The organism is Microbulbifer aestuariivivens (genome assembly GCF_039545115.1).
In the GTDB taxonomy this organism is placed as follows: Bacteria; Pseudomonadota; Gammaproteobacteria; order Pseudomonadales; family Cellvibrionaceae; genus Microbulbifer; species Microbulbifer aestuariivivens.
In genome coordinates, this window is the sequence record NZ_BAABRT010000020.1 from 17574 (window position 1) to 40127 (window position 22554).

The following is a 22554-nucleotide window of genomic DNA, read 5'->3' on the forward strand; positions in this document are numbered from 1 at the left end:
AAAAAGGCCCCGAAAAGACAAGGGGGCCAAGAGTCTTAGGGTATTCCTAACGAGGAGGGTGTCCGTGGCTCCAGCTGCCGGATTTGGGCGGCGGGGGCTGCGGAGAGGAATCTGTTCGGGGTGAAGGCTTGCGCCCCTGAAAATCCTGCGCATTGTATTTAAGCTGACCAACCTGTCAACTGCAGTTTAGTGCTTTTTGTTGAGGGGGTAAGCGCCTCCTTCGTCAATGCTCTACAGGGCGGAATTGTCAGAGCCGAGCTTCGGCCTGTTTTTGCAGTCTTTGGCAGCATAATTTATAAGAGTACCGGGTGCTCACAGGATAAATTCGGGTTAAGCTGCCTGTATGCAACTAGGGTTGCCCCGGCTTTTTTGGGGCCCCTGTCAGTGTTTGCAGGATGTTGGGGGGAGTTATAAAAATGAATGAACTGCATGTGCTCACTACCGGCGAGGCCGCGCGTTATTGCGGTGTAAATTTTCGAACAGTAATCCGCTGGATTGAGCGGGGGCAGCTCAAGGCCTACAAATTGCCCGGTCGCGGTGACCATCGCATCTGCGTTGAGGATTTCGTCGGTTTTCTGCGCGACAATGCCATGCCGGTGCCCAGCGAACTGGCCGGCGCCAGCCGCAAGGTGTTGCTGCTGACCTCCGACCCGGCGATCGCCGGTGCCGGTCGGCAGGCCCTGCAGCAGGCCGGTTGCGAAGTGGATATTGCCGGGGACAGCTTTATCGCCGGCACCCAGATGGCGGCCTGCAAACCGGCGCTGTTGCTGCTTGATGGCAACGAGAGCCAGCTGAACGTTTTCCAGATCCTCGACCATCTGCGTTCCCGCAGCGAGTATGCCAATGTGCATGCGCTGGTGGTGGCGCCCAGTGATGGGCAGGACCGGCAGCGCTGGCTGGAAGCGGGTGCGGACGCGGTTGTGGCATCGCCGGTGGATCACAATGAGCTGGTGGCCAAGGTGAAGCTGCTGCTCGATATCTGAGGCTTTTCCCTTGCAGGCCGAGGCTTCCCTTCCTGGGTAGTTACGTCTCGTGTGGCTTGATCTGGCCTGACCTGCCCCTGCCAGCGCCGCTCTTGGCTCGGATCATCTGAGATCGCGGCCTGCGCTCCCGGGTTTCCCCTTTGGTGGGGCAGTTCCTGCCCCGGTCCCGGGTGAACTCTTTTCCGGTGGGTTTTCCCCGTGAGCCCCCCCCTTGTGAGCGCTTCTGTTCAATAGACCTCAGTCAGTCACTCAAGGTAAGCCGACCCGATTAGTGGAGGGGCGGTTGAATACGCAGGGGTCACTCAAATGGGTTTGGGGATCAGCATGAGATCGTCCTCGTGCTCCGGGCGATCCCGCCCCTGTTCGGGGCAGTGATAGCTGGCGGTGATCTCATCGTCATGCAGGCTGTGCAGATGCACATCGAAGCCCCACAGGCGGTGCAGGTGCCGCATCACCTCGGCGGTGTCCTTGCCCAGCGGGCGGCGCCGGTATTGGGTGTGATGCAGGGTCAGTGAGCGGTCGCCGCGGGTGTCCACCGAGTAAACCTGGATATTCGGCTCGCGGTTGCCGAGGTTGTACTGTCCGGCCAGGTCGGCCCTGAGTTGCCGGTAGCCGTCCTCATCGTGGATTGATCCCACGACCATCTCTTTTTCGCGGTCATTGTCACTGATACAGAACAGCTTGAGATCCCGCATGACCTTGGGAGACAGGAACTGCAGGATAAAACTCTCGTCTTTGAAGTCGCGCATGGCGAATTGCAGAGTCTCTTTCCAGTTGCTGCCGGCGATATCCGGGAACCAGGCCCGGTCCTCTTCTGTCGGCGCTTCACAGATCCGGCGCAGGTCGCTGAAAATACTGAAGCCGAGGGTGTAGGGGTTGATGCCGTTGAAATAGGGGCTGTCATACGGGGGCTGGTAGATCACGTTGGTGTGACTCTGCAGGAACTCCATCATGAAGCCCTCGGTCACGCGCCCGCGGCGGTAAAGCTCGGAGAGAAGCGTGTAGTGCCAGAAGGTGGCCCAGCCCTCGTTCATCACCTGGGTCTGGCGCTGCGGATAAAAGTACTGCGCCAGCTTGCGCACGATCCGCACCAGTTCCCGCTGCCAGTTCTCCAGCAGGGGGGCATTCTTTTCAATAAAGTAGAGGATGTTTTCCTGAGGCTCTTCCGGGAACCGGTGCACAGATTTTTCTTCCGGGCCCTCGCCCATCTTGGGGATCGTGCGCCACAGGTCGTTAAGCTGGCGCTGGCGGTATTCCTCGCGCTCTTTCTGGCGCCGTTCCTCTTCCAGTGCAGAAATCGGATAGGGTCGTTTATAGCGATCCACGCCGTAATTCATCAATGCATGACAGGAGTCGAGAATGGCCTCCACCTCTTCGAGGCCGTGGCGTTCCTCGCACTTGGCGATATAGTTCTTGGCGAAGAGCAGGTAGTCGATGATGCTGCTGGCATCGGTCCAACTGCGGAACAGGTAGTTGCCCTTGAAGAAGGAATTGTGTCCGTAACAGGCGTGGGCGATGACCAGTGCCTGCATCGTCATGGTGTTTTCTTCCATGAGGTAGGCGATGCAGGGATTGGAATTAATAACGATCTCATAGGCGAGGCCCATCAGGCCGCGCTGGTAATTGTTCTCAACACTGATGAATTGCTTGCCGTAGGACCAGTGGTTGTAGCCCACCGGCATTCCCACCGAAGAATAGGCGTCCATCATCTGCTCTGAACTGATGATCTCTACCTGATTCGGGTAGGTGTCGAGACCGAATTCCTCGGCGATTTCTGCGATGGCCCGGTCGTACTCCTGAATCAGTTCGAAAGTCCACTCGGAAGTGGTGGAGATGGGCCCCTGTGATTTCGCATCCGGTGCGGTTGGAAATTGATCGAGCATTACGCGGCCACCTTCTGACTGAACAATTGACGGAATACCGGATAGATATCCTGCAGGTTGACGATCTGCTCCATGGCAAAGTGCTCGGGGAATAGGGTGCGCACGCTTTCGTATTCCTGCCACAGCGCCTGGTGATCCCTGGGGGTGATTTCCACATAGGAGAAGTACTGCACGTGGGGCATGATGTCGTCGATCAGTATCTTGTGGCAGGTGCTGGAGTCGTCGTTCCAGTTGTCCCCATCCGATGCCTGCGCACCATAGATATTCCATTCGCTGGCGGGGTAGCGCTCCTGCATGACCCTGCGCATCAGTTTCAGCGCGCTGGAGACAATGGTGCCGCCCGTTTCGCGGGAGTAAAAAAACTCTTCCTCATCGACCTCTTTGGCGCTGGTGTGGTGGCGGATAAAGACCACCTCTGTGTGTTCATAGCTGCGCTGGAGAAATAAGTAGAGAAGCAGGAAGAAGCGCTTCGCCATATCCTTGGTAACTTGATTCATGGAGCCGGAAACATCCATCAGGCAGAACATGACCGCCTTGGAGCTTGGCTTTGGCTGTTTGACCAGCAGGTTGTATTTCAGGTCGAAATCGTCGAGGAAGGGTACTCGCTCGATACGCGCACGCAGTTCGGCAATATCCTGCTTAAGAGTGTCCAGCTTGCGCTGGTCTCGCAGGGCGGGGTCCTTGAGTTCCTCCTGCTCAAGCTGCGCCTCAAGTTCCCGCAGGTTGCGGCGTTTGCTGCTGGTCAGGGCAATGCGGCGGGCATTGGCGGCGCGCAGAGAGCGAACCACATTAATGCGTCCGGGTGTGCCTTCATTGCTGATGCCGGCGCGAACCATCTTGAAAGTTTCATTGCCGGCCAGCCGGCGCTTGATCATGTTGGGCAGCTGTAAGCCCTCGAACATGAAATCGAGAAACTCTTCCTGAGAAATCTGGAAGACAAAATCGTCCGCGCCTTCACCACTGTCGCTGGCGCCGCTGCCTGCGCCACCGGCACCCTGCTGTCCCGGGCGCGGAATCCGGTCGCCGGAGACAAACTCCCTATTGCCCGGCAGCACCCGATCGACGTGACCCCCGGGGCCGTGGGAGAAGGTCGGCTCATTGATGTCTCGGGTGGGAATGCTGATCCGCTCGCCTTTGTCCATATCCATAATGGAGCGGTTGGTCATGGCCTCGCCGACGGCCTTTTTGATGTGGGCTTTATAACGCCGCAGAAAACGCTGCCGGTTTACGGTACTTTTTTTCTTGCCATTTAACCGGCGGTCGATGATGTAGCTCATATTACTGCCTCTGACCAGTGCTTGGCTGCGGTAGCTGGCGTTGCCCTGGGGCACGCGCACCTGCGCATCCCGTTGCCGCTGGGCGCCAACCGCTGCGCTGCGGCAGCGGGGATGTGGCGCTCTGGGCTTTCCTGTCAGTACCGCAAGACGCCAGCTGGCGCCCCGCGTGTACTGCTGGATTACTGCGACTTGCGAACCCGCAGGTACCACTCCGAGAGCAGTCGCACCTGCTTCTCGGTATAGCCCCGCTCAACCATGCGGGCGACGAAGTCGGCATGCTTTTTCTTGTCTTCAGCGGAGGCTTTGGTGTTGAAGGAGATCACCGGCAAGAGATCCTCTGTGTTGGAGAACATCTTCTTCTCGATGACAGAGCGCAGTTTTTCGTAAGAGCGCCAGTCCGGGTTTTTACCCTGATTGTTGGCGCGGGCGCGCAGTACGAAGTTGACGATCTCGTTGCGGAAGTCTTTGGGGTTGGAAATGCCGGCCGGTTTTTCTGTTTTCTCCAGCTCTTCGTTCAATGCACCACGATCAAGAATTTCACCGGTTTCAGGGTCGCGGTACTCCTGATCCTGAATCCAGAAGTCGGCATAAGTCACATAGCGATCAAACAGGTTCTGTCCGTATTCGGCATAGGATTCCAGATAAGCCGTCTGTATTTCCTTGCCGATAAACTCGACATAGCGGGGGGCCAGATATTCTTTGATAAAACCCAGGTAGCGCTCCTGCTGCTCGGGAGGAAATTGTTCCTGCTCGATCTGCTGTTCGAGTACGTACAGAAGATGCACGGGGTTCGCGGCTACTTCTGTCGCGTCGAAGTTGAACACTTTGGACAGAATTTTGAAGGCAAAGCGGGTGGAGAGGCCGTTCATTCCCTCGTCGACACCGGCGTTGTCGCGGTACTCCTGGATTGTCTTGGCTTTGGGGTCGGTGTCTTTCAGGTTTTCACCGTCGTAGATTCGCATCTTGGAGAAAACGCTGGAATTTTCCGGGTCTTTGATGCGGGACAGTACAGAAAACTGGGCCAGCATGCGCAGCGTATCCGGCGCGCAGGACGCCTTGGAAAGCGAGCTGTGTTCGAGCAGTTTTTTGTAAATCTTGATCTCTTCCTGAACCCGCACGCAGTAGGGCACCTTGACGATATAGATGCGGTCGAGGAATGCCTCGTTGTTGCGGTTATTGCGGAAAGCCTGCCATTCAGATTCATTGGAGTGGGCGAGGATGACCCCGTTGAAGGGGATGGAGCCCAGGCCCTCGGTGCTGTTGTAGTTGCCCTCCTGGGTGGCGGTCAGCAGTGGGTGCAGAACCTTGATGGGGGCTTTGAACATCTCCACGAATTCCATCAACCCCTGATTGGCGCGACACAGGCTGCCGGAGAAGCTGTAGGCGTCGGGATCGTTCTGTGGAAAATCCTCCAGCTTGCGAATATCGATCTTGCCGACCAGGGACGAGATGTCCTGATTGTTTTCGTCGCCGGGTTCGGTCTTGGAAATCGCGACCTGATCGAGAATGGAGGGGCGGATTTTCACCACCCGGAACTTGCTGATGTCACCTCGGTACTCGTGCAGGCGTTTCACCGCCCAGGGGGACATGATGGTGTTCACATAGCGCCGGGCGATGCCATAGTCCTCCTCCAGGATCTGCCCGTCCTCCTCCGGGGAAAACAGGCTCAGGGGAGATTCAAATACCGGCGAGCCTTTGATGGCGTAGATGGGGATGTTTTCCATCAGCGCCTTGAGCCGCTCAGCCAGTGACGATTTACCGCCGCCCACCGGGCCCAGCAAGTAGAGGATCTGCTTTTTCTCCTCCAGGCCCTGCGCCGCGTGGCGGAAGAAGGAGACTATCTGTTCGATCGCCTCTTCCATGCCATAGAATTCGCTGAATGCGGCGTATCGCTTGATCACCTTGTTGGAAAAGATCCGCGACAGGCGCGGGTCCCGCGAAGTGTCCACCAGTTCCGGCTCGCCGATGGCCATCAGCATGCGCTCGGCGGGCGATGCGTAGGCGCTGCGGTCGTTCTTACATAGCTCCAGGTATTCCTGAATACTGAGCTCTTCATCCTGGATGGCTTCATACCGCTCCAGGTAGTGATTAAAAATCGTCATTGTGCACAACTCCCTTTGGCGTGTCGGACAGCTCTTCCAGCCAGTCGCACCAGTATCATGCAAGCTGGGGTATCGCAGAGGCTTTCGCCTGTGTGAACAACTGACCCGTGCCTTAGACGATGCGGACGCGAACAGAACGGCAGGTATCGCGATGACTGAAAGGCGCTTCTGCGCTGAACTCTATCTTTATTACCTGTGGGACACCGGGTGTGTCGCCAAGCGAGAAGCTGTCAAAGCTCCTCTTGCATATTGAGGATAGCTTTCCGTTCGCGGTGCGGCGGGCGCAGCCGCCAACATGGGTTGAATTGGGCGGCAGTTTTGCGCTCTACTATGCGCCCCTGACGGCGTCCCTGCCGAGCGACCAATGATTGGAGATTTACCCATGGCGATCCTGGTGACCGGCGGTGCCGGCTATATCGGTAGTCACACCTGTCTGGAACTGATTAATGCGGGCTGGGAGCCAGTGGTACTGGACAATCTCTGCAACAGTAGCGCGGAAGCCCTGCACCGGGTGGAGGCGATCACCGGCAAGTCAGTTCCGCTTTACATCGCCGACGTCGGTGATGCTTCCGCGCTTCGTGAGGTTTTTACCCGCCATAAGATTGAAGCGGTCATTCACTTTGCTGGACTTAAGGCGGTGGGAGAATCGGTTGCCAAACCGCTGCGTTATTATCAGAACAATGTGGCGGCTACCTTGGTGCTCTGTGAGGCGATGGAAGAATTTGGTGTTCGCCACATGGTCTTCAGTTCTTCTGCGACTGTTTATGGCGACCCGGAAATTGTACCGGTGCCCGAGGACTGTCCGACGGACCCCGCCAACCCCTACGGCGCCAGCAAGCTGATGGTGGAAAATATTCTTCGGGATGTCTGCGCAGCCCCGGACAGCCAGTGGAAGGTGAGCCTGCTGCGTTATTTCAACCCCATTGGCGCCCATGAAAGTGGCCGGATTGGAGAGGATCCCCGCGGCACTCCCAATAACCTGTTGCCCTATGTGGCCCAGGTGGCGGTGGGTCGGCTGCCAAGCCTGCAGGTATTTGGCGATGATTACGATACTGTAGACGGCACTGGCGTTCGGGACTATATCCACGTGGTGGATCTCGCGCGAGGACATCTGGCGGCGCTGGATAAGCTGAGCCGGCCCGGGACGGATCGGGGCTGTTACACCTACAACCTCGGTACAGGCCGCGGCAGCTCGGTATTCGAGGTGGTTAAAGCCTTCGAGCAAGCGAGTGGGAAGACAATACCCGTCAGTGTGGTGGCCCGGCGCCCAGGTGATGTGGCCGAGTATTACGCTGCGCCGGCGCTGGCGGAACAGGAGCTGGGCTGGCGCGCCGAGTACGACCTGTTGCGAATGGCGCAAGACACCTGGCGCTGGCAGTCGCAGAACCCCAATGGCTACGGCGACTGAGCCGGGGTAAGTCTGAGTTTTCGCCGCTCTCCCTGCCTCGCGCCGGAACAGGTCGCTGTTGTCATTTGTGCTAGGGATAACGATTGCATAACTATGCGCGCAAAACCCGCGCGCCGCAGTTCCCTGGCTGACATCGCGGCGGGCAACCGCCGTGACGATTACGGCTCATGGCTGTTTTGCGAGGTGCTTTTCGTGATGCGTTTGGCTCTGTTGCCTTCGAGGCTCAGGCGCCGCAATCCGCGCAGAAAAACTTTTCGTCGCCAAGGCGCAGGGCGGTGAGATAGCCGCCCCAGACACAGCCGGTGTCGAGCGCGTAGACGTTGGGGGTATCGGCGCGGCCTTCGAGGGCCGCCCAGTGGCCGAAGATAATCTTGTTGTTGCGGGTCTTGCGCTCCGGGTGGCTGAACCAGGGTTTATAGCCGTTGTGGCCGGCTTCCGGTCCGCGCTTGGTGACCAGATCCAGGGTGCCGTCTGCCTTGCAGAAACGCATGCGGGTGCAGTAGTTGGTAATTGCCCGCAGCCGTTCGATACCCAGCAGGTGATCGTCCCAGCAGTGGGGTTCATTGCCGTACATGCCGTAGAAAAAGGCCTTGGCCATGGCGTCGTCGGCCAGCGCGCGGTGCACCTCGCGGGAGAGCTCCAGCGCTTTGCTCACGCTCCACATGGGTGGGATGCCCGCGTGGACCATGGTGAAGTCTTTCTTGTGCACCACCAGCGGCAGCCCCTGCAGCCAGCTCAGTAGCTTATCCGCGTCTTTTGCCCGCAGGATTTTCGCCAGGTCGTGTTCTCTGTCCGTCAGGCGCTTGGCGCCGTGAGCCAGCGCCAGCAAGTGCAGATCGTGATTGCCGAGAACGGCGGTCACCTGGGCGCGGTGCTCGTAGAGAAAGCGCAGGGTGCTGAGGCTGTCGGGGCCGCGGTGCACCATGTCGCCGGCCAGCCACAGCTTGTCCCGGTCGGGGCAAAAGTGGACTTTATCCAGCAGGCGCATAAAAGGCTCGTAACAGCCCTGAATATCTCCGATGGCGTAAGTGGCCAAAATAGTCCCCGTGGCTTTCTCGTTACGTTACCGGTTACCGATCCAGATCCAGTGCGGACAGGTGGTTGGCCAGCTGTACAAATTCCTGCACGCTCAGGGTTTCCGGCCGGCGGCCGGCATCCACCGGCAGGGTGGAGGCATCCAGTTCCGGGTACAGAGGCTTGATCGCATTGCGCAGCGTCTTCCGCCGCTGCTGGAAGGCCACGTTGACCAGCCGTTCCAGCAGTGCCTCGTCCTGCGCCGGGTAGGGAGGGCTCGCGTGGGGCACCAGGCGAACGATGGCCGAGTCGACTTTAGGCGCGGGGCGGAAAGATTGCGGCGGCACCGGAAACAGGCCCTGTACCCGGCAGTGGTACTGCACCATGACACTCAGGCGGCCGAAGGACTTCTTGCCGGGCACCGCGCTCAGCCGATCCACCACTTCCTTCTGCAGCATAAAGTGCATATCGCGGACCTTGCCGCGGAAGCTCAGCAGGTGAAACAGCAGCGGCGTGGAGATGTTGTAGGGCAGGTTGCCGACGATGCGCAGCGGCTCATCCCCGGCGAGGGCGCCAAAGTCGAACTTCAGCGCATCCTGCTCGATGATGCTGAAATCCGGGTAGTCGCGGAATTTGAATTGCAGCAGCGGGATCAGGTCCCGGTCCAGTTCCACCGCCGTCAGCGATGGGCAGCGTTGCAGCAGCAGCGCGGTGATGGCGCCCTGACCGGGGCCAATTTCCACCAGCCGGTCATCCGCTTTTGGCGCGATGGCGCGCACGATGCGCTCAATAATATTTTCGTCGACCAGAAAATTCTGGCCGAAGCGCTTGCGCGCCTTGTGCTCAAAAAAGTGATCCATAGGAAATTCTGTCTGTCTCTGCTGCAGTACCGCGGCTCGGCTATCGGTAATCGACTAGAGAGCCCGCAGCTCTGCCAGTTGTACTGCCTGGGCAAGCGCGGCGCGAAGGCTGCCACAGTCGGCTTCGTTGCGCCCGGCGATATTGAGGGCGGTGCCGTGGTCGACCGAGGTGCGGATAAAGGGCAGCCCCAGGGTGATGTTCACCGCGTGGCCGAATCCCTTGAATTTTAACACCGGCAGCCCCTGATCATGGTACATGGCCAGCACCGCGTCACAGCGCGCCAGTTGCGGCGGGGTGAACAGGGTGTCGGCGGGCAGCGGGCCCAGCAGGTGCAGCCCCTGTGCGCGCAGCCTGTCTAGGGTGGGCTCGATCACGTCGATCTCCTCCCGACCCAGGTGGCCGCCCTCGCCGGCGTGGGGGTTGAGGCCGCAGACGCCGATACGCGGTGCGCCGATGCGGAACTGGTCGCGCAGGCTCTGATGCAGGATCAGGATAACCTGCTGCAGCCGCTCGCCGGTGATGGCCGCGCTGACATCCTTGAGCGGCAGGTGGGTGGTGGCCAGCGCGACACGGAGTTCGTCCGCGGCCAGCATCATCACTACCCGCTCGGCGCCGGCCGCTTCCGCAAACAGCTCGGTGTGCCCACTGAAAGGAACGCCCGCCTCATTGATGATGCCCTTGTGCACCGGGCCGGTCACCAGTGCGTCGAAGCGGCGCTGCAGGCAGCCGCGGGCGGCACTTTGCAGGGTGTCGATGACGAAGGGCGCATTGGCGACATTGAGCCTGCCCGGCACGGCGGTTTCCGCCAGCCTGAACGGCTGCACAAAGAGGCTGCCATCCGGGGTGTCGGCCGCCGGCGCGTGAGGGTCAAACGGGATCAGGTTTAGGGGCAGGTTCATCCTGTCGGCGGTGTCCGCGAGCAGGTCGGGATCGGACAGGGCAACGATCTGCGCCGCGCGGCGGCGGTCAGCGGCGCGGCTGTTGGCCAGCCTGACCGCCAGCTCCGGGCCGATCCCGGCGGGTTCGCCGGGAGTAAACGCGATGCGTGGGATCATTGCCGGGCGCTGTCTGCGCTGTTGTCGTCCTGCAGGTCTGGCAGCTTGATCTCTACAAAGGCCTGGTCGCGAATCTCGCGGCGCCAGTTCTGCAGCTCTTCCTCATAACGACGGTTGCGCAGCAGGTTGGCGGCCTGATTGCGGATGTACTGCTCGGTCATGTCCTGGTTGCGACGGCCGTCCACGCGCAGGATGTGCCAGCCGAACTGCGATTTGAACGGCATGCTGGTTTCGCCAACCGGGGTATTGTTCATGGCCTGGGTGAATTCCGGCACAAACTGCCCGGGCATGGACCAGCCCAGGTCGCCACCGGCGAGCATGGTACCGATGTCCTCGGAGTTCTCCCTCGCCAGTTCATCGAAAGAGGCGCCGCCCTCAAGCTGTTTGCGCAGGTCGATCAGTAGGTTGTAAGCCGCGTCGTCATCGCGGATGGCGGAGGTCTTCACCAGGATATGGCGCACCTTGGTCTGCTCGACTACTTGCTCGCTGGCGCCGCGCTGGGCGTGGATCTTAAGCAGGTGGAAGCCCGCGTCGCTGCGGAAAGGCTCGGTGACATCGCCTACACCACGGCCCTGCAGGGCATCGGCAAACAGGGTCGGCAGCTCCACGGTTTTACGCCAGCCCAGGTCGCCGCCGGACAGGGCGTTCTGGCCGGCGGAATTGGCGATCGCCAGCCGGCGGAAGTCGGCGCCGTCGCGGGCCTGCTGTGCCAGCTGCTGCGCTTTCTCGCGGGCCTTGGTGACCTCGTCGGCGGGCGCGCTGGAGTTGACCGGGATCAGGATGTGGCCCAGCTCAAACTGGGGGGACTTCCAGAATTCCCCCTCCTTGGAGCGCAGGAAATTATCGATGTCCTGGTCGCTGATCTGGATGCGACGGTTAACACTGCCCTGCTCGACCCGGCGGATCAGCAGCTCGTTGCGAATCTGCTGGCGGAAAGAGCGCATCGACAGGCCGTCGGCGGCCAGGCGCTGGCGGAACTGCTCGGGGCTGGCACCGGTATTCTGCATCACCCGGGCGATGGCCTGGTCCAGCTCGGCATCGGAGATGGTCACCCCGGCGCGCGAGGCCATCTGCAGCTGCAGGCGCTCGATGATCAGTTGTTCCAGCACCTGCCGGCGCAGTATATCGATGGGCGGGGCCTGGACGTTCTGCGCTTGAATCTGTGCCGCGATGGTGCCGAGACGCTGCTGCAGCTCGCTGGCCATTACCACGTCGTCGTCCACCACCGCGACTACGCGATCGAGTTTCTGCACCTGGGCCAGCGCCGGGGCGGCCACGGCGGCACAGAGGGCCAGGGCGGGCAGCAGTGCCCGCTTGAGTGCGAATGCGGTCATTATTTTCATCACGGTTTCAGTTGTTCTCTCTGTTCGAAATTGGGGATGCCCTGATTCAGCATGCTGGTCACGCTGGTGCCCAGACTGGCGAGCCCCTTGAGCTGGAACTCTATGTAAATACCCTCGTCAAACTCAAGCTCCTCGGGGGACACCACGTCCGCCAGATCATTATCCAGGGTTCGGCGCCAGGCCAGCCGCACCATGTAGCAACAGCTGTCATATTCGACGCCGGCCATGTACTCCAGTTCCCGGTTAAAGGTCATGTCGTAGTTGGCCCGCGCCAGCAGCGCGGTGGTGGGGGACACCGGCAGCACCATGGAGGCGTCCAGCTGCTCAATGGAGCCGCGCACCAGCTCGCCGTCCAGATCCCCCACTTCGCTGCGGCGCAAATAGCGGTAGGAGAGGTTGAACAGGCGGAAGTCGCTGTCCAGGTAGCGCAGGCTGGCATTGCCCCGGTTGAGCTCGCCCCGGTCGTCGTCGTAAATCAGCTCGCTGCTGATGCGCAGTGGCTGGATGGGGCGGCTCTCCAGGCGCGCGGCGAATTCCGAGCGGGGCGCGTCCTCGGTGATGCCGGTGAGGGTGGTCTTGCGGTCCTGCAGGTAGAAAATCTGTCCGCCGCTGAGGGCAAACAGGTCGCGCCCACTTAGGGGGTCGATGATTCGCGAGGTCAGCCCCAGGGCCACGCGATCGGCGTCGTCGATGCGGTCATTGCCGGTAAAGCGGCTGTCGCGGAACAGCTGGTCGTAGCTGAAAGTGAACAGCGAGGTGTCGAACAGCAGGTCGTTGCCGCCGTCCAGAGGGTCGGTGCTGACATTGATAAAGCCGCTCTGGTCAGCGTCTGAGCTGAGCAGGGTGAACAGGCGCGGCTCCAGGGTCTGCACCAGGTCGAAGCCGAATACACTGGCGTCGCGCTCGAAAAACAGTCCGCTGTCGAGGGTGAACTGGGCGGCGGAAGCATCCGGTGAGTCGCTGGCGTCCGGGTTCAGAAACAGTGGGTCGATGCGGTAGCCCAGATAGCGGGCGGCAACACCCGGGGTGACATAGCCCCACAGCCATTGCTTTTCCCACTGCAGTTCGTAATCCAGGCGCACGCGGTCGGCGTTGACGAAGTTGCGGCTGCGCTCGGTGACGCTATCCGGGTCGCCCACGTCGGCGATAAAGCGGATGGTCTGCTGGTCGTCGTGATCCCAGCGGGTAATCTCGTGGTCCATGCTCAGGGACCAGTCGCCCCAGCGGTAGTTGCCGTCCACATCCAGGCGCGGCAGCTGGCGGTAGGTGTCGAAACGGTCCTTGACCAGCTGCTGGTAGTCCTGGGTGCGCAGGGTGGCGCTCCAGTGATCGCTGAACAGGGTCGCTGCCACGCGCTGGTTGAGGCTGGACTGCGCCGAAACGCTGAGGTTGGCGGTGTCCAGGTCGCGGAAATAGTCGGGGTCGCTGACCTTGGCGTAGTCGATATCGGTGCGCCAGAAAGTGTTGGCGTTGCCCTGCTGCTCGACATTGATCAGCCAGCGGTTTTTCCCCTTGGCCGGCAGCACCAGTTCCTCGGGGAACCCCTGGCGAATCAGCTCCTCGGCATCCTCGTCGTTGCCGCCCTTGTCGTTGGGCAGGCCGGCGGCGCGCAGCTCGCTGTTAAACAACTGGCTGAGGTGGCGCACTTCCACCTCGGCGCCGGTGCCGCGGTACTGGATATAGCGCGGCACGATGGTGGCGTCCATTTGCGGCGCGATATTCCAGTAATAGGGGATGGCGATATCCCAGCCGTTCTCGTCGCTGTTGCTGAGGCTCGGGAACAGCACACCCGACAGCCGGTCTGCGCCGACGGGAAAGCGCATATAGGGGAGGTAGAACAGCGGCACATCGAGGATTTCCAGGCGCACGTTGCGCGCCACACCCTGGCGTTCCACATTGTCGATATGGATTTCGCCGCCGCTCATTTGCCAGACCACATTGCCCGGTTCGCAGCGGGTGTAATTGCCGTCGATGAGGATCAGTTCACCGCTCGCCTCGCGGGAGGCAAAGCTGGCGCTGCCGTGCACAAACTCGCTGTGCAGGACGTAAGTGGCGTCTTCAATGTCCGCCGCCTGACTGTCGGTGCGAATTTCCGCGGCCAGTCCGCGCACCAGCAGGTCCGGCTCGCGGATTTCGATGGCGCCGCGCAGGGTGGCCGTGCTCTCGCCGCGGTTGATATCGACCTGGTCGGCAAACAGCTGCCGGTAGCCCTGGGTGATGTGCACATTGCCGCTCAGTCTCGCGGTGCCGTCGTCCAGCCATTCCGAGGCATCGGCGGTAGCGCGCAGCGGCGCGGATTCCGGCAGCAGGTCCGCATCCCGGTAATTCCGGGGCGGTGCCACAAAGGCGCCACTGCAGGCGGTGGCCTGGGCCGGGCGCATTTCCGGGGGCAGCTGCCAGGCTGGCAGCCAGTCCAGGTAGCGGTAGGGGTTGTATTCGGCGAAGCCCTCTTCACCCTGTTGCTGGGGCACCGGCTGTTCGCCGGGTAAGGGGCCCTGCGCCCACAGGGGACCGGCAACGGTGAGGCTGAGCGCACCGAGGGTGCCCAGGCCCAGCCGCCGGCGCGGGCGGGATGTCTGCGCAATTGCCATGGCGAGTCTTTGCATGCGGGGCCAGCGGGGGAAATCCAGCATCGGGTGATTGGTTCCGACTATTGTTTGTGTTTCTTCCTGAGGGGGGGAGCGCGCACGCGCGCCAAAAAATCAGCCCGGAATTCTACTTGAATGTAGATTGAATGTAGACACCGTTAACGCTCCGCGCAGCCCGGCTGTGGCGGCGCCACTGGAATTGCGCGCGGGGCTAAACTGAAATGCCGGTCTTTTGGCGGCAATTGGCGCATGTTGCCCGCCGCGCAACTCATCCGGTTACCAGGTGGTCCAACACGGCAGTGGACTCGGCGGCCCCGAATATGGCGAAATGGGAGCTTTTGCTGCATGGGGTGCTGTGCCCCGTTACAATGCGGCCCGGAACAGTTGGAGTGGCAGTGGCTCATGAGTGAGCGTTCGACAGATGTAGTGGATCAGCGGCGCGAAGCGTTGTGCGGCTGGGCCGGGCGCGCTCTGGAGGCTGGTGACAGCCTCGCCCTGCAGCCGCTGGCCGGTGACGCCGGTTTCCGCCGATATTTCCGCACGCTCACGGTGCCGAGCCTGATCGCGGTGGATTCCCCGCCGGAGCGCACCAACCCGGCGCGCTTTGTGGCCCTTGCCGATTACCTGCGCCGCCACGGTATCCACACCCCGATGGTTTCCCAGGCGGATGTCGAGCACGGCTTTATGCTGCTCGAGGATTTGGGTGACTGCCAGCTGCTCAGTATTCTGAATGATGACAGTGTCGAGGGGCTCTACGGCGAAGTGTTGAGCGAGCTGCTGTGCCTGCAGCAGATTCCGCCCAGTGGCGACCTATTCCCCCCCTACAGCCGCGAGCTGTTGCTGACGGAAATGCGCATACTGCCGGAGTGGCTGGCGGGGCAGATGCTGGGGTACACCCTCAGTGCATCCGAGAACGCGCTGCTGGAGCGTACCTTCTCCCTGCTGCTGGATAGCGCCGCCGAGCAGCCGCAGGTGCTGGTGCACCGGGATTACCACAGCCGCAACCTGATGATCCGCGACGGCGAGCGCCCCGGTGTGGTGGACTTCCAGGATGCGGTGTGGGGGCCTGTCACCTATGACCTGGTCTCCCTGTTGAGAGACTGCTACATCCGCTGGCCGCGGGAAAAAGTGGAGCGCTGGGCGCTCTGCTATGCCGCCACCGCCGAATCCGCCGGCATTATCACCGCACCGGATCCGCAGACATTCCTGCGCTGGTTCGACTGGATGGGTTTGCAGCGCCACATTAAAGTGCTCGGGCTGTTCCCGCGCCTGTGGCTGCGGGATCGCAAGCCCGGATACCTGCCGGACCTGCCCCTGGTGATTCGCTATACCCTGGAGGTGGCCGCCCGCTACCCTGATCTCGCGCCCTTCGCGGACTGGTTCCGCGAATCCCTGCTGCCACTGATCGAGCAACAGAGCTGGTACCGGGATTACCGTACCGCTGGAGAGCCCGGCGCCGCCCTGCAAAGAATGCCGCAATGAGTGCAACACAGACGACACAAATACCCGCGGCGATGGTGCTGGCGGCCGGCTATGGCAAGCGCATGCGCCCGCTCACCGAGCAGACCCCGAAGCCGCTGCTGCCGGTGGCCGGCAAGCCATTGATCGAGCACGCCCTTGAGCGGCTGGCGGCGATCGGCGTGCGCCGCGTGGTGATCAATCTGGGGCATCTCGGCGAGAAAATCCGCGCCCGGCTGGGCGACGGCGAGCGCTGGGGGCTGGATATCCGCTATTCCGTCGAGGAGCAGCCCCTGGAGACCGCTGGCGGTATCCTCAAGGCGCTGCCGCTGCTGGGTAACGCGCCCTTTCTGGTAGTGAACGGTGATGTCTGGTGCGATTTCGATCTCCGCAGTTGGCTGCGGCAACCGCTGCCGGATGACTGCCCCGGGCGGCTGTTGATGGTGCCGAACCCGTCCCATAACCCCGCAGGGGATTTTGGTATCGACAATGGCCTGCTGTCCGGCACCGCCATGCCCCGCTACACCTTCTCCGGCATCAGCTGGCTGCGACCGCAATTGCTGACTGAATACCCCAGGGTGCGGCCCTGTTTCGGCCTCGGTGAGATCTTTGTGCACCATCAGGCGCGCCTGCAGGCGGAATTGTTTGAGGGCGACTGGTGCGACGTGGGCACCCCCGAGCGCCTGCGGCGACTGGACGAGCGCCTGCGCGGCAGCGTCGCCTGAGTCGACAGCGGATTTCCGCTACAATTCCGCATCCTCGCCCATGCCATCGCATGGGGCCAAACCCACTGGGAAGACTGCACATGACGGATTACAAGATTGCCCCCTCGATTCTCTCCGCCAATTTCGCCCGCCTGGGCGAGGAAGTGGATGCGGTACTGGAAGCCGGCGCGGACTGGGTGCATTTCGATGTGATGGACAATCACTATGTCCCCAACCTGACCATCGGCCCGATGGTGTGCCAGGCCCTGCGCAAGCACGGCGTCAAGGCCCCCATCGATGTGCACCTGATGGTGGAGCCGGTGGACGACATGATCCGAATGTTCGCCGATGCCGGCGCCACCTATATCACCTTCCACCCGGAGGCCTCGCGACATGTGGATCGCTCCCTGCAGCTGATTCGCAGCCTCGGCTGCAAGGCGGGGCTGGTGCTCAACCCGGCCAGCGGGCTGGACTCTGTGCGCTACGTGATGGATCGGCTGGATATGCTGCTGCTGATGTCGGTCAACCCCGGCTTCGGTGGCCAGAAGTTTATCCCGGCCACCCTGGGCAAGTTGCGCGAGGCGCGCCAGCTGATCGACGATTCCGGACTGGATATCCGCCTGGAGATCGACGGCGGCGTCACCGGGCAGAATATTGCCGAAATCGCCGCTGCGGGTGCGGATACCTTTGTCGCCGGCTCCGCCATTTTCAATGCGGATGACTACGCCGAGGCGATCACCGCCATGCGCACAGCGCTGGAAAGTTAGTTTTTTGTCCTAAGCTCCGTGGTAGACAGGCCGGCGCTTGTCCACCCGGTGCTGGCTTTGTAAACTTGGCGGCTCGAAAATCGAGGCAGTCCCGTGAACCCACTCGTTCCCCATATCACCAGCTGGCGATGGCGCCACTGATCCGCTGAGGCCCGCACCCGCGTTGCCGGCCCCTTCCCCGCGGGCGGAGTTTTTGTTGCTGCCGCCCGAGTTGCCGATACCCAGGTAATTACTTCGGTAAAACCACCAGAGCACCCGGAGTCGCCATGACACCCAGCGAATACAGCCAACTTGCGTCCGCGGGATACAACCGTATACCCCTTGTGCGCCGTGTGCTGGCAGATATTGAAACCCCGCTTTCCACTTACCTGAAGCTGGCCGCAGGCCCCCACAGCTACCTGTTTGAATCCGTGCAGGGCGGGGAGAAGTGGGGCCGCTATTCCATTATCGGGCTGCCCGCCCGCACCCTGCTTAAAGTCCGCGGCCACCAGGTCACAGTCGAGACCGATGGCCAAGTGACCGAGCAGGTGGAGAGCCCGGACCCTCTGGCCTTTGTGGAGGAATTCCAGGGCCGCTACCGGGTGCCGGAACTCGAGGGCCTGCCGCGCTTTAACGGCGGTCTTGTCGGTTATTTCGGTTACGACTGCGTGCGCTATATCGAGCCGCGACTGGCGCACACGGCGCCGCCGGATACCCTCGGCAACCCGGATATCCTGCTGATGGTCAGCGACGAACTGGTGGTGTTCGACAACCTGGCCGGCGCCGTGATCCTGATCGTGCACGCGGACCCGCAGCGGGAAAACGATTACCAGCGCGCCCAGCAGCGCCTCGATGCGCTGGTGGCGCAGCTCTCCCAGCCACTGCCGGACACGGTGCAGCTGGATCTGGATGGCGCCGGGCTGGAAGAGGGCGCCTTCGAATCCCACTTTGGCGAGGCCGAGTTCAAGCTTGGGGTCGACCGGGTGAAGGACTACATTCTCGCCGGCGATGTAATGCAGGTGGTGCCGTCCCAGCGCCTCTCGGCGCCGTTTGCCGCGCCACCGCTGAACCTGTACCGGGCGCTGCGCAGCCTCAACCCCTCACCCTATATGTATTTCCTCGACCTGGGCGATCACCAGGTGGTCGGTTCCAGCCCGGAGATTCTGGTGCATCTGGAAGAAGGCGCCATGACCGTGCGCCCGCTGGCGGGCACCCGCCGCCGCGGCGTCACCGAGGCCGAGGATCTCGCCCTGGAGCGGGAGCTGCTCGCCGACCCGAAAGAGATTGCCGAGCACCTGATGCTGATCGACCTGGGCCGCAACGATGTGGGCCGGGTGGCCGAGACCGGCAGTGTCAGTGTGACCGAGCAGATGGTGGTGGAGCGCTATTCCCACGTCATGCACATCACGTCCAACGTGACCGGCCAACTGAAGGCCGGTCTCAACGGCATCGACGCCCTGCGCGCGGCACTGCCGGCGGGCACTTTATCCGGGGCGCCAAAAATCCGCGCCATGGAAATTATCGACGAGCTGGAGCCCGAGAAGCGCGGTATCTATGGCGGTGCCGTGGGTTACCTGGCCTGGAACGGCAATATGGATACCGCCATTGCCATACGCACCGCGGTCATCAAAGGCGGGCGGGTCTATATCCAGGCGGGCGCCGGCCTGGTGGCGGACTCCGACCCGCAGGCGGAGTGGGAAGAGACCATGAACAAGGGCCGCGCCCTGTTTAAGGCCACAGCCATGGCGACCGCCGGCGGCGCCCACAGTCGCCAGGTTGAGGTGGCGCACCATGAGTGAAGTGTCGGCGCCACCGGCGCTGTCCGTAGCTGAGGTCTGCCAGCGCATCGTTGCGGCGCCCCTGTTCAACCGTTTGATCATCGGCCTGATTCTGCTGAATGGCGTCGCTGTGGGGCTGGAGACATCGGCCTGGGTCATCGAGCGTTTCGAGGGGCTGCTGCAGGGGATCAACCGGCTGATCCTGACCGCCTTTGTGGTGGAGGCGCTGGTCAAGATGGCGGCGCATGGCAATCGCCCCTGGCGCTATTTCGCCAGTGGCTGGAACTGTTTCGATTTCGCCATTATCGCCCTGAGCCTGATCCCGGCGGCGGGTCCGCTGGCCACCCTGGCGCGGCTGGTGCGGGTGCTGCGGGTATTGCGGCTGGTTTCGGCTTTTCCCGAGCTGCGCCTGCTGGTGGATACGCTGCTGCGCAGTCTGCCTAGCATGTTCCACATCGCGCTGCTGATGGGGATTATTTTTTATATCTACGCTGTCGCCGGTTATTTTCTTTTCCACGAAATTGACCCGACCCACTGGCGCAACCTGCCCATCGCGCTGCTGAGCCTGTTCCGTATCGTCACCTTCGAGGACTGGACGGACATCATGTATACCGCCATGGAGGTCATGCCCTGGGCCTGGGTGTACTTTGTCAGCTTCGTGGTCATGGGGGCCTTCGTGATGATCAACCTGTTTATCGGCGTGGTGCTGAACAATCTCGAGGAAGCCAAGCTGCGCCGGCTGGATGAATTGCAGATGCCGCCCAGCCAGACAGAAATACTGCGCGAGCTGCGCGCCACACAAGAGGCCCTGGCGCGCCTGCAAAAGCGCATGCAGGACGCACCGGTCCCATCGACCGACAGAACCCCCGGAGGAGCCGCGCAATGATTCTGATGATCGACAACTACGATTCCTTCACCTGGAACGTGGTGCAGTACCTGGCGGAGCTGGGCGCGGAGGTTGTGGTCAAGCGCAATGATGAAATCTCGGTAGATGAAATCGAACAGATGGCGCCGGAGAAAATCGTCATCTCCCCCGGCCCCTGTACCCCCAATGAAGCGGGCATCTCGCTGGATGTCATCCGCCGTTTTGCCGGGCGCGTACCGATCCTGGGTATCTGCCTCGGCCACCAGAGCATCGGGCAGGTCTTCGGTGGGCGCGTGGTGCGCGCGGGCAAGGTGATGCACGGCAAAACCTCCCCCATCGTGCACAACAACCTGGGGGTGTTTCACAATCTGTCGAACCCGTTCGAGGCCACCCGTTACCACTCACTGGTGGTGGAGAAAGGCAGCCTGCCGGAGTGTCTGGAAATCACCGCATGGACCGAGACCGAGGACGGTGAGATCGACGAGATTATGGGCTTGCGTCATCGCGAGCTGGCGGTGGAGGGGGTGCAGTTCCACCCCGAATCCATCCTCACGCAGCACGGCCACGATATGCTGCGCAACTTTCTCGAGGCCTGAGCGGCCCTCGTTACACAATTAAAAATTTAAAAAAAGGGGGGGGGTATGCTGATACAGGATGCTATCGCCAGACTGGTGGACAATAAAAACCTCAGCCGCGCGCAGATGCGCGAAGTGATGGGCCAGATCATGCGCGGCGAGGCGGAGGATGCGCAGATCGCCGGCCTGCTGGTCGCCCTGCGTATCCGTGGCGAGACCGTGGAAGAAATTACCGGCGCGGTGGAAACCATGCGCGAGCTGGCCATCAAGGTGCCCATGCAGCATCAGGATGCGGTGGATATCGTCGGCACCGGCGGCGATGGCGCCAACCTGTTTAATGTTTCCAGCGCTGCCAGCTTCGTTGCCGCCGCCGCTGGCGCGCGGGTTGCCAAGCACGGCAATCGCTCGGTCTCCTCCAGCAGTGGCGCCGCCGATCTGCTGGAGCGGGCCGGTATCTATCTGGAGCTGGACCCCGGACAGGTGGCCCGCTGCATCGACACCATCGGCGTCGGTTTTATGTTTGCGCCCAGCTTTCATCGCGCCATGCGCTTCGCGGTGGCGCCGCGCCGCGCACTGGGCATGCGCACCATCTTCAATGTGCTCGGCCCGCTGACCAACCCCGCCGGCGTCAAGCGGCAGGTGATCGGTGTTTACGATCGCAGCTACTGCCGCATGTTGGCGGAAGTGTTGCAGACCCTCGGCTCCGAGCATGTCCTGGTGCTGCACAGTGAGGACGGCCTCGACGAGATGAGTCTCGCCGCCGATACCTTCGCGGTGGAATTGAAAGATGGTCAGCTGCGCGAGCGCACCCTGCGCCCGCAAGACTTCGGCATCGAGTGCCGCAGCCTCGACGGGCTGGAGGTGGAAGGCGCAGCGGAGTCGCTGGCGCTGATTGAGGACGCCCTCGGCAAGCGCGCCTCGGCGGCAGCGGAAAAAGCCGCCGACCTGATCGCCCTCAACGCCGGGCTGGCGATATACGTCAGCGGCGTGGCCGATACGGCAGAGCAGGGTGTGGCCATGGCACAGGACGCCATTGCCAGCGGCCTGGCGGCGGAGAAAATCAAAGACCTGGCGGCGTTCACCAGCGCCTTCCGGCCAGTGGAGGTGAGCCAGTGAGTACCCCGACCATCCTGAAAACCATCATCGAGCGCAAGTGGCAAGAGGTGGCGGAGCGCAGCGGCAAGACCCCGCTGGCAGAAGTGCGCGAGCGCGCCGCGGCACAGCCAGCGGCGCGCGGCTTTGTGCGGGCCATTGAGCAAAAGCTCAGCGACGGCGAGGCCGCGGTCATCGCGGAAATCAAGAAGGCCTCCCCCAGCAAGGGGGTCATCCGGGAGGATTTTATCCCGGCGGAAATCGCCACCAGCTACGAGAAGGGTGGCGCCGCCTGTCTGTCGGTGCTGACGGATGTGGACTTTTTCCAGGGCGCCGATGCCTACCTGCAGCAGGCCCGCGGTGCCGTGCGCCTGCCGGTGTTGCGCAAGGACTTCACCGTCGATCCCTATCAGGTGTATGAAGCCCGCGCCATCGGCGCCGACTGTATCCTGCTGATCGCCGCCTGCCTCGAAGATGGCCAGATGCGCGACCTCAATGGTCTGGCACAGGAAATCGGCCTGGACGTGCTGGTGGAAGTCCACAACGGGGCGGAGCTGGAGCGCGCACTGGTCCTGCCCAACCGGCTGATCGGCATCAACAACCGCAACCTGCACACCTTTGAAGTGCAGCTTGAGACCACCTTCCAGCTACTGGGGCGGATTCCCGACGACCGTATCGTCGTCACCGAGAGCGGCATTCACACCACCGATGATGTGGCGGCAATGCGCGGCCACGATGTGCACGCTTTTCTGGTGGGCGAAGCCTTTATGCGCGAGAAAGAGCCGGGGCGTCGACTGCTGGAGATGTTCAACTGATACCGGC

18 protein-coding genes are annotated in these 22554 nt (G+C 61.8%); 10 read left to right on the forward strand and 8 right to left on the reverse strand.

Annotated features, from left to right (window positions below):
- Window positions 1-416 precede the first annotated feature (416 nt).
- Window positions 417-983: a helix-turn-helix domain-containing protein gene (locus tag ABEA58_RS11730; protein ID WP_345551727.1), complete on the forward strand. Its 567-nt coding sequence runs from the start codon at window positions 417-419 to the stop codon at window positions 981-983.
- A 302-nt stretch (window positions 984-1285) separates the two neighbouring features.
- Here ABEA58_RS11730 and ABEA58_RS11735 read toward each other — a convergent pair whose 3' ends face one another.
- From ABEA58_RS11735 to ABEA58_RS11745, 3 genes are all read right to left on the reverse strand, one after another.
- Window positions 1286-2866: a SpoVR family protein gene (locus ABEA58_RS11735; protein WP_345551729.1), complete on the reverse strand. Its 1581-nt coding sequence runs from the start codon at window positions 2864-2866 to the stop codon at window positions 1286-1288.
- Window positions 2866-4143: a YeaH/YhbH family protein gene (locus ABEA58_RS11740; RefSeq protein ID WP_345551803.1), complete on the reverse strand. Its 1278-nt coding sequence runs from the start codon at window positions 4141-4143 to the stop codon at window positions 2866-2868. Before ABEA58_RS11740 ends, ABEA58_RS11735 begins: the two co-directional genes overlap by 1 nt.
- A gap of 179 nt (window positions 4144-4322) precedes the next feature.
- Window positions 4323-6245: a PrkA family serine protein kinase gene (locus ABEA58_RS11745; RefSeq protein ID WP_345551731.1), complete on the reverse strand. Its 1923-nt coding sequence runs from the start codon at window positions 6243-6245 to the stop codon at window positions 4323-4325.
- A gap of 382 nt (window positions 6246-6627) precedes the next feature.
- On the opposite strand from ABEA58_RS11745, the gene galE reads away from it, so the two are divergent.
- A complete protein-coding gene (galE, locus tag ABEA58_RS11750) occupies window positions 6628-7653 on the forward strand; it encodes a UDP-glucose 4-epimerase GalE (protein ID WP_345551805.1) in 1026 nt (341 codons plus the stop codon).
- A 223-nt stretch (window positions 7654-7876) separates the two neighbouring features.
- Here galE and ABEA58_RS11755 read toward each other — a convergent pair whose 3' ends face one another.
- The 5 genes from ABEA58_RS11755 to ABEA58_RS11775 are packed head-to-tail and all read right to left on the reverse strand — an operon-like array spanning window position 7877 to window position 14517.
- A complete protein-coding gene (locus tag ABEA58_RS11755; protein ID WP_345551732.1) occupies window positions 7877-8689 on the reverse strand; it encodes a symmetrical bis(5'-nucleosyl)-tetraphosphatase in 813 nt (270 codons plus the stop codon).
- 34 nt (window positions 8690-8723) lie between these two features.
- The gene (gene rsmA, locus ABEA58_RS11760; RefSeq protein WP_345551734.1) at window positions 8724-9527 is read right to left on the reverse strand and encodes a 16S rRNA (adenine(1518)-N(6)/adenine(1519)-N(6))-dimethyltransferase RsmA; all 804 of its coding nucleotides are present in this window, start codon (window positions 9525-9527) and stop codon (window positions 8724-8726) included.
- 54 nt (window positions 9528-9581) lie between these two features.
- On the reverse strand, window positions 9582-10583 hold the full coding sequence (gene pdxA, locus ABEA58_RS11765) for a 4-hydroxythreonine-4-phosphate dehydrogenase PdxA (RefSeq protein WP_345551735.1): 1002 nt from the start codon (window positions 10581-10583) through the stop codon (window positions 9582-9584).
- The gene (locus ABEA58_RS11770; protein ID WP_345551737.1) at window positions 10580-11917 is read right to left on the reverse strand and encodes a peptidylprolyl isomerase; all 1338 of its coding nucleotides are present in this window, start codon (window positions 11915-11917) and stop codon (window positions 10580-10582) included. Before ABEA58_RS11770 ends, pdxA begins: the two co-directional genes overlap by 4 nt.
- Before the next feature lie 8 nt (window positions 11918-11925).
- A complete protein-coding gene (locus ABEA58_RS11775; protein ID WP_345551738.1) occupies window positions 11926-14517 on the reverse strand; it encodes an LPS-assembly protein LptD in 2592 nt (863 codons plus the stop codon).
- Window positions 14518-14916: 399 nt separating this feature from the next.
- Between ABEA58_RS11775 and ABEA58_RS11780 the strand changes: the two genes are divergently transcribed.
- The 8 genes from ABEA58_RS11780 (at window position 14917) to trpC (ending at window position 22547) form a co-directional block, all read left to right on the forward strand.
- Window positions 14917-15996, forward strand: coding sequence for an aminoglycoside phosphotransferase family protein (locus ABEA58_RS11780; RefSeq protein ID WP_345551739.1), 1080 nt, complete (start codon window positions 14917-14919; stop codon window positions 15994-15996).
- Complete coding sequence (gene murU / locus ABEA58_RS11785; RefSeq protein WP_345551741.1) at window positions 15993-16697, forward strand: N-acetylmuramate alpha-1-phosphate uridylyltransferase MurU; 705 nt, start codon at window positions 15993-15995, stop codon at window positions 16695-16697. The genes ABEA58_RS11780 and murU overlap by 4 nt, the downstream gene beginning before the upstream one ends.
- An 80-nt stretch (window positions 16698-16777) precedes the next feature.
- Window positions 16778-17443, forward strand: a complete 666-nt coding sequence (gene rpe / locus ABEA58_RS11790; RefSeq protein ID WP_345551742.1) for a ribulose-phosphate 3-epimerase — start codon at window positions 16778-16780, stop codon at window positions 17441-17443.
- 266 nt (window positions 17444-17709) lie between these two features.
- Window positions 17710-19221 carry an anthranilate synthase component I gene (trpE, locus tag ABEA58_RS11795; protein WP_345551743.1) on the forward strand — a complete coding sequence of 504 codons (1512 nt, stop codon included), beginning with the start codon at window positions 17710-17712 and terminating at the stop codon, window positions 19219-19221.
- Window positions 19214-20086 carry an ion transporter gene (locus tag ABEA58_RS11800; protein ID WP_345551745.1) on the forward strand — a complete coding sequence of 291 codons (873 nt, stop codon included), beginning with the start codon at window positions 19214-19216 and terminating at the stop codon, window positions 20084-20086. Before trpE ends, ABEA58_RS11800 begins: the two co-directional genes overlap by 8 nt.
- On the forward strand, window positions 20083-20661 hold the full coding sequence (locus ABEA58_RS11805; protein WP_345551747.1) for an anthranilate synthase component II: 579 nt from the start codon (window positions 20083-20085) through the stop codon (window positions 20659-20661). The genes ABEA58_RS11800 and ABEA58_RS11805 overlap by 4 nt, the downstream gene beginning before the upstream one ends.
- Before the next feature lie 45 nt (window positions 20662-20706).
- Window positions 20707-21756, forward strand: coding sequence for an anthranilate phosphoribosyltransferase (trpD, locus tag ABEA58_RS11810; protein ID WP_345551749.1), 1050 nt, complete (start codon window positions 20707-20709; stop codon window positions 21754-21756).
- Window positions 21753-22547: an indole-3-glycerol phosphate synthase TrpC gene (gene trpC / locus ABEA58_RS11815; RefSeq protein WP_345551750.1), complete on the forward strand. Its 795-nt coding sequence runs from the start codon at window positions 21753-21755 to the stop codon at window positions 22545-22547. The genes trpD and trpC overlap by 4 nt, the downstream gene beginning before the upstream one ends.
- Window positions 22548-22554 lie beyond the last annotated feature (7 nt).

Coding starts and splice junctions, on each gene's coding strand:
- ABEA58_RS11730 (WP_345551727.1), top strand. CDS start 417: ATGAATGAACTGCATGTGCTCACTACCGGCGAGGCCGCGCGTTATTGC.
- ABEA58_RS11735 (WP_345551729.1), bottom strand. CDS start 2,866: ATGCTCGATCAATTTCCAACCGCACCGGATGCGAAATCACAGGGGCCC.
- ABEA58_RS11740 (WP_345551803.1), bottom strand. CDS start 4,143: ATGAGCTACATCATCGACCGCCGGTTAAATGGCAAGAAAAAAAGTACC.
- ABEA58_RS11745 (WP_345551731.1), bottom strand. CDS start 6,245: ATGACGATTTTTAATCACTACCTGGAGCGGTATGAAGCCATCCAGGAT.
- galE (WP_345551805.1), top strand. CDS start 6,628: ATGGCGATCCTGGTGACCGGCGGTGCCGGCTATATCGGTAGTCACACC.
- rsmA (WP_345551734.1), bottom strand. CDS start 9,527: ATGGATCACTTTTTTGAGCACAAGGCGCGCAAGCGCTTCGGCCAGAAT.
- pdxA (WP_345551735.1), bottom strand. CDS start 10,583: ATGATCCCACGCATCGCGTTTACTCCCGGCGAACCCGCCGGGATCGGC.
- ABEA58_RS11770 (WP_345551737.1), bottom strand. CDS start 11,917: ATGACCGCATTCGCACTCAAGCGGGCACTGCTGCCCGCCCTGGCCCTC.
- ABEA58_RS11775 (WP_345551738.1), bottom strand. CDS start 14,517: ATGGCAATTGCGCAGACATCCCGCCCGCGCCGGCGGCTGGGCCTGGGC.
- ABEA58_RS11780 (WP_345551739.1), top strand. CDS start 14,917: ATGAGTGAGCGTTCGACAGATGTAGTGGATCAGCGGCGCGAAGCGTTG.
- murU (WP_345551741.1), top strand. CDS start 15,993: ATGAGTGCAACACAGACGACACAAATACCCGCGGCGATGGTGCTGGCG.
- rpe (WP_345551742.1), top strand. CDS start 16,778: ATGACGGATTACAAGATTGCCCCCTCGATTCTCTCCGCCAATTTCGCC.
- trpE (WP_345551743.1), top strand. CDS start 17,710: ATGACACCCAGCGAATACAGCCAACTTGCGTCCGCGGGATACAACCGT.
- ABEA58_RS11800 (WP_345551745.1), top strand. CDS start 19,214: ATGAGTGAAGTGTCGGCGCCACCGGCGCTGTCCGTAGCTGAGGTCTGC.
- ABEA58_RS11805 (WP_345551747.1), top strand. CDS start 20,083: ATGATTCTGATGATCGACAACTACGATTCCTTCACCTGGAACGTGGTG.
- trpD (WP_345551749.1), top strand. CDS start 20,707: ATGCTGATACAGGATGCTATCGCCAGACTGGTGGACAATAAAAACCTC.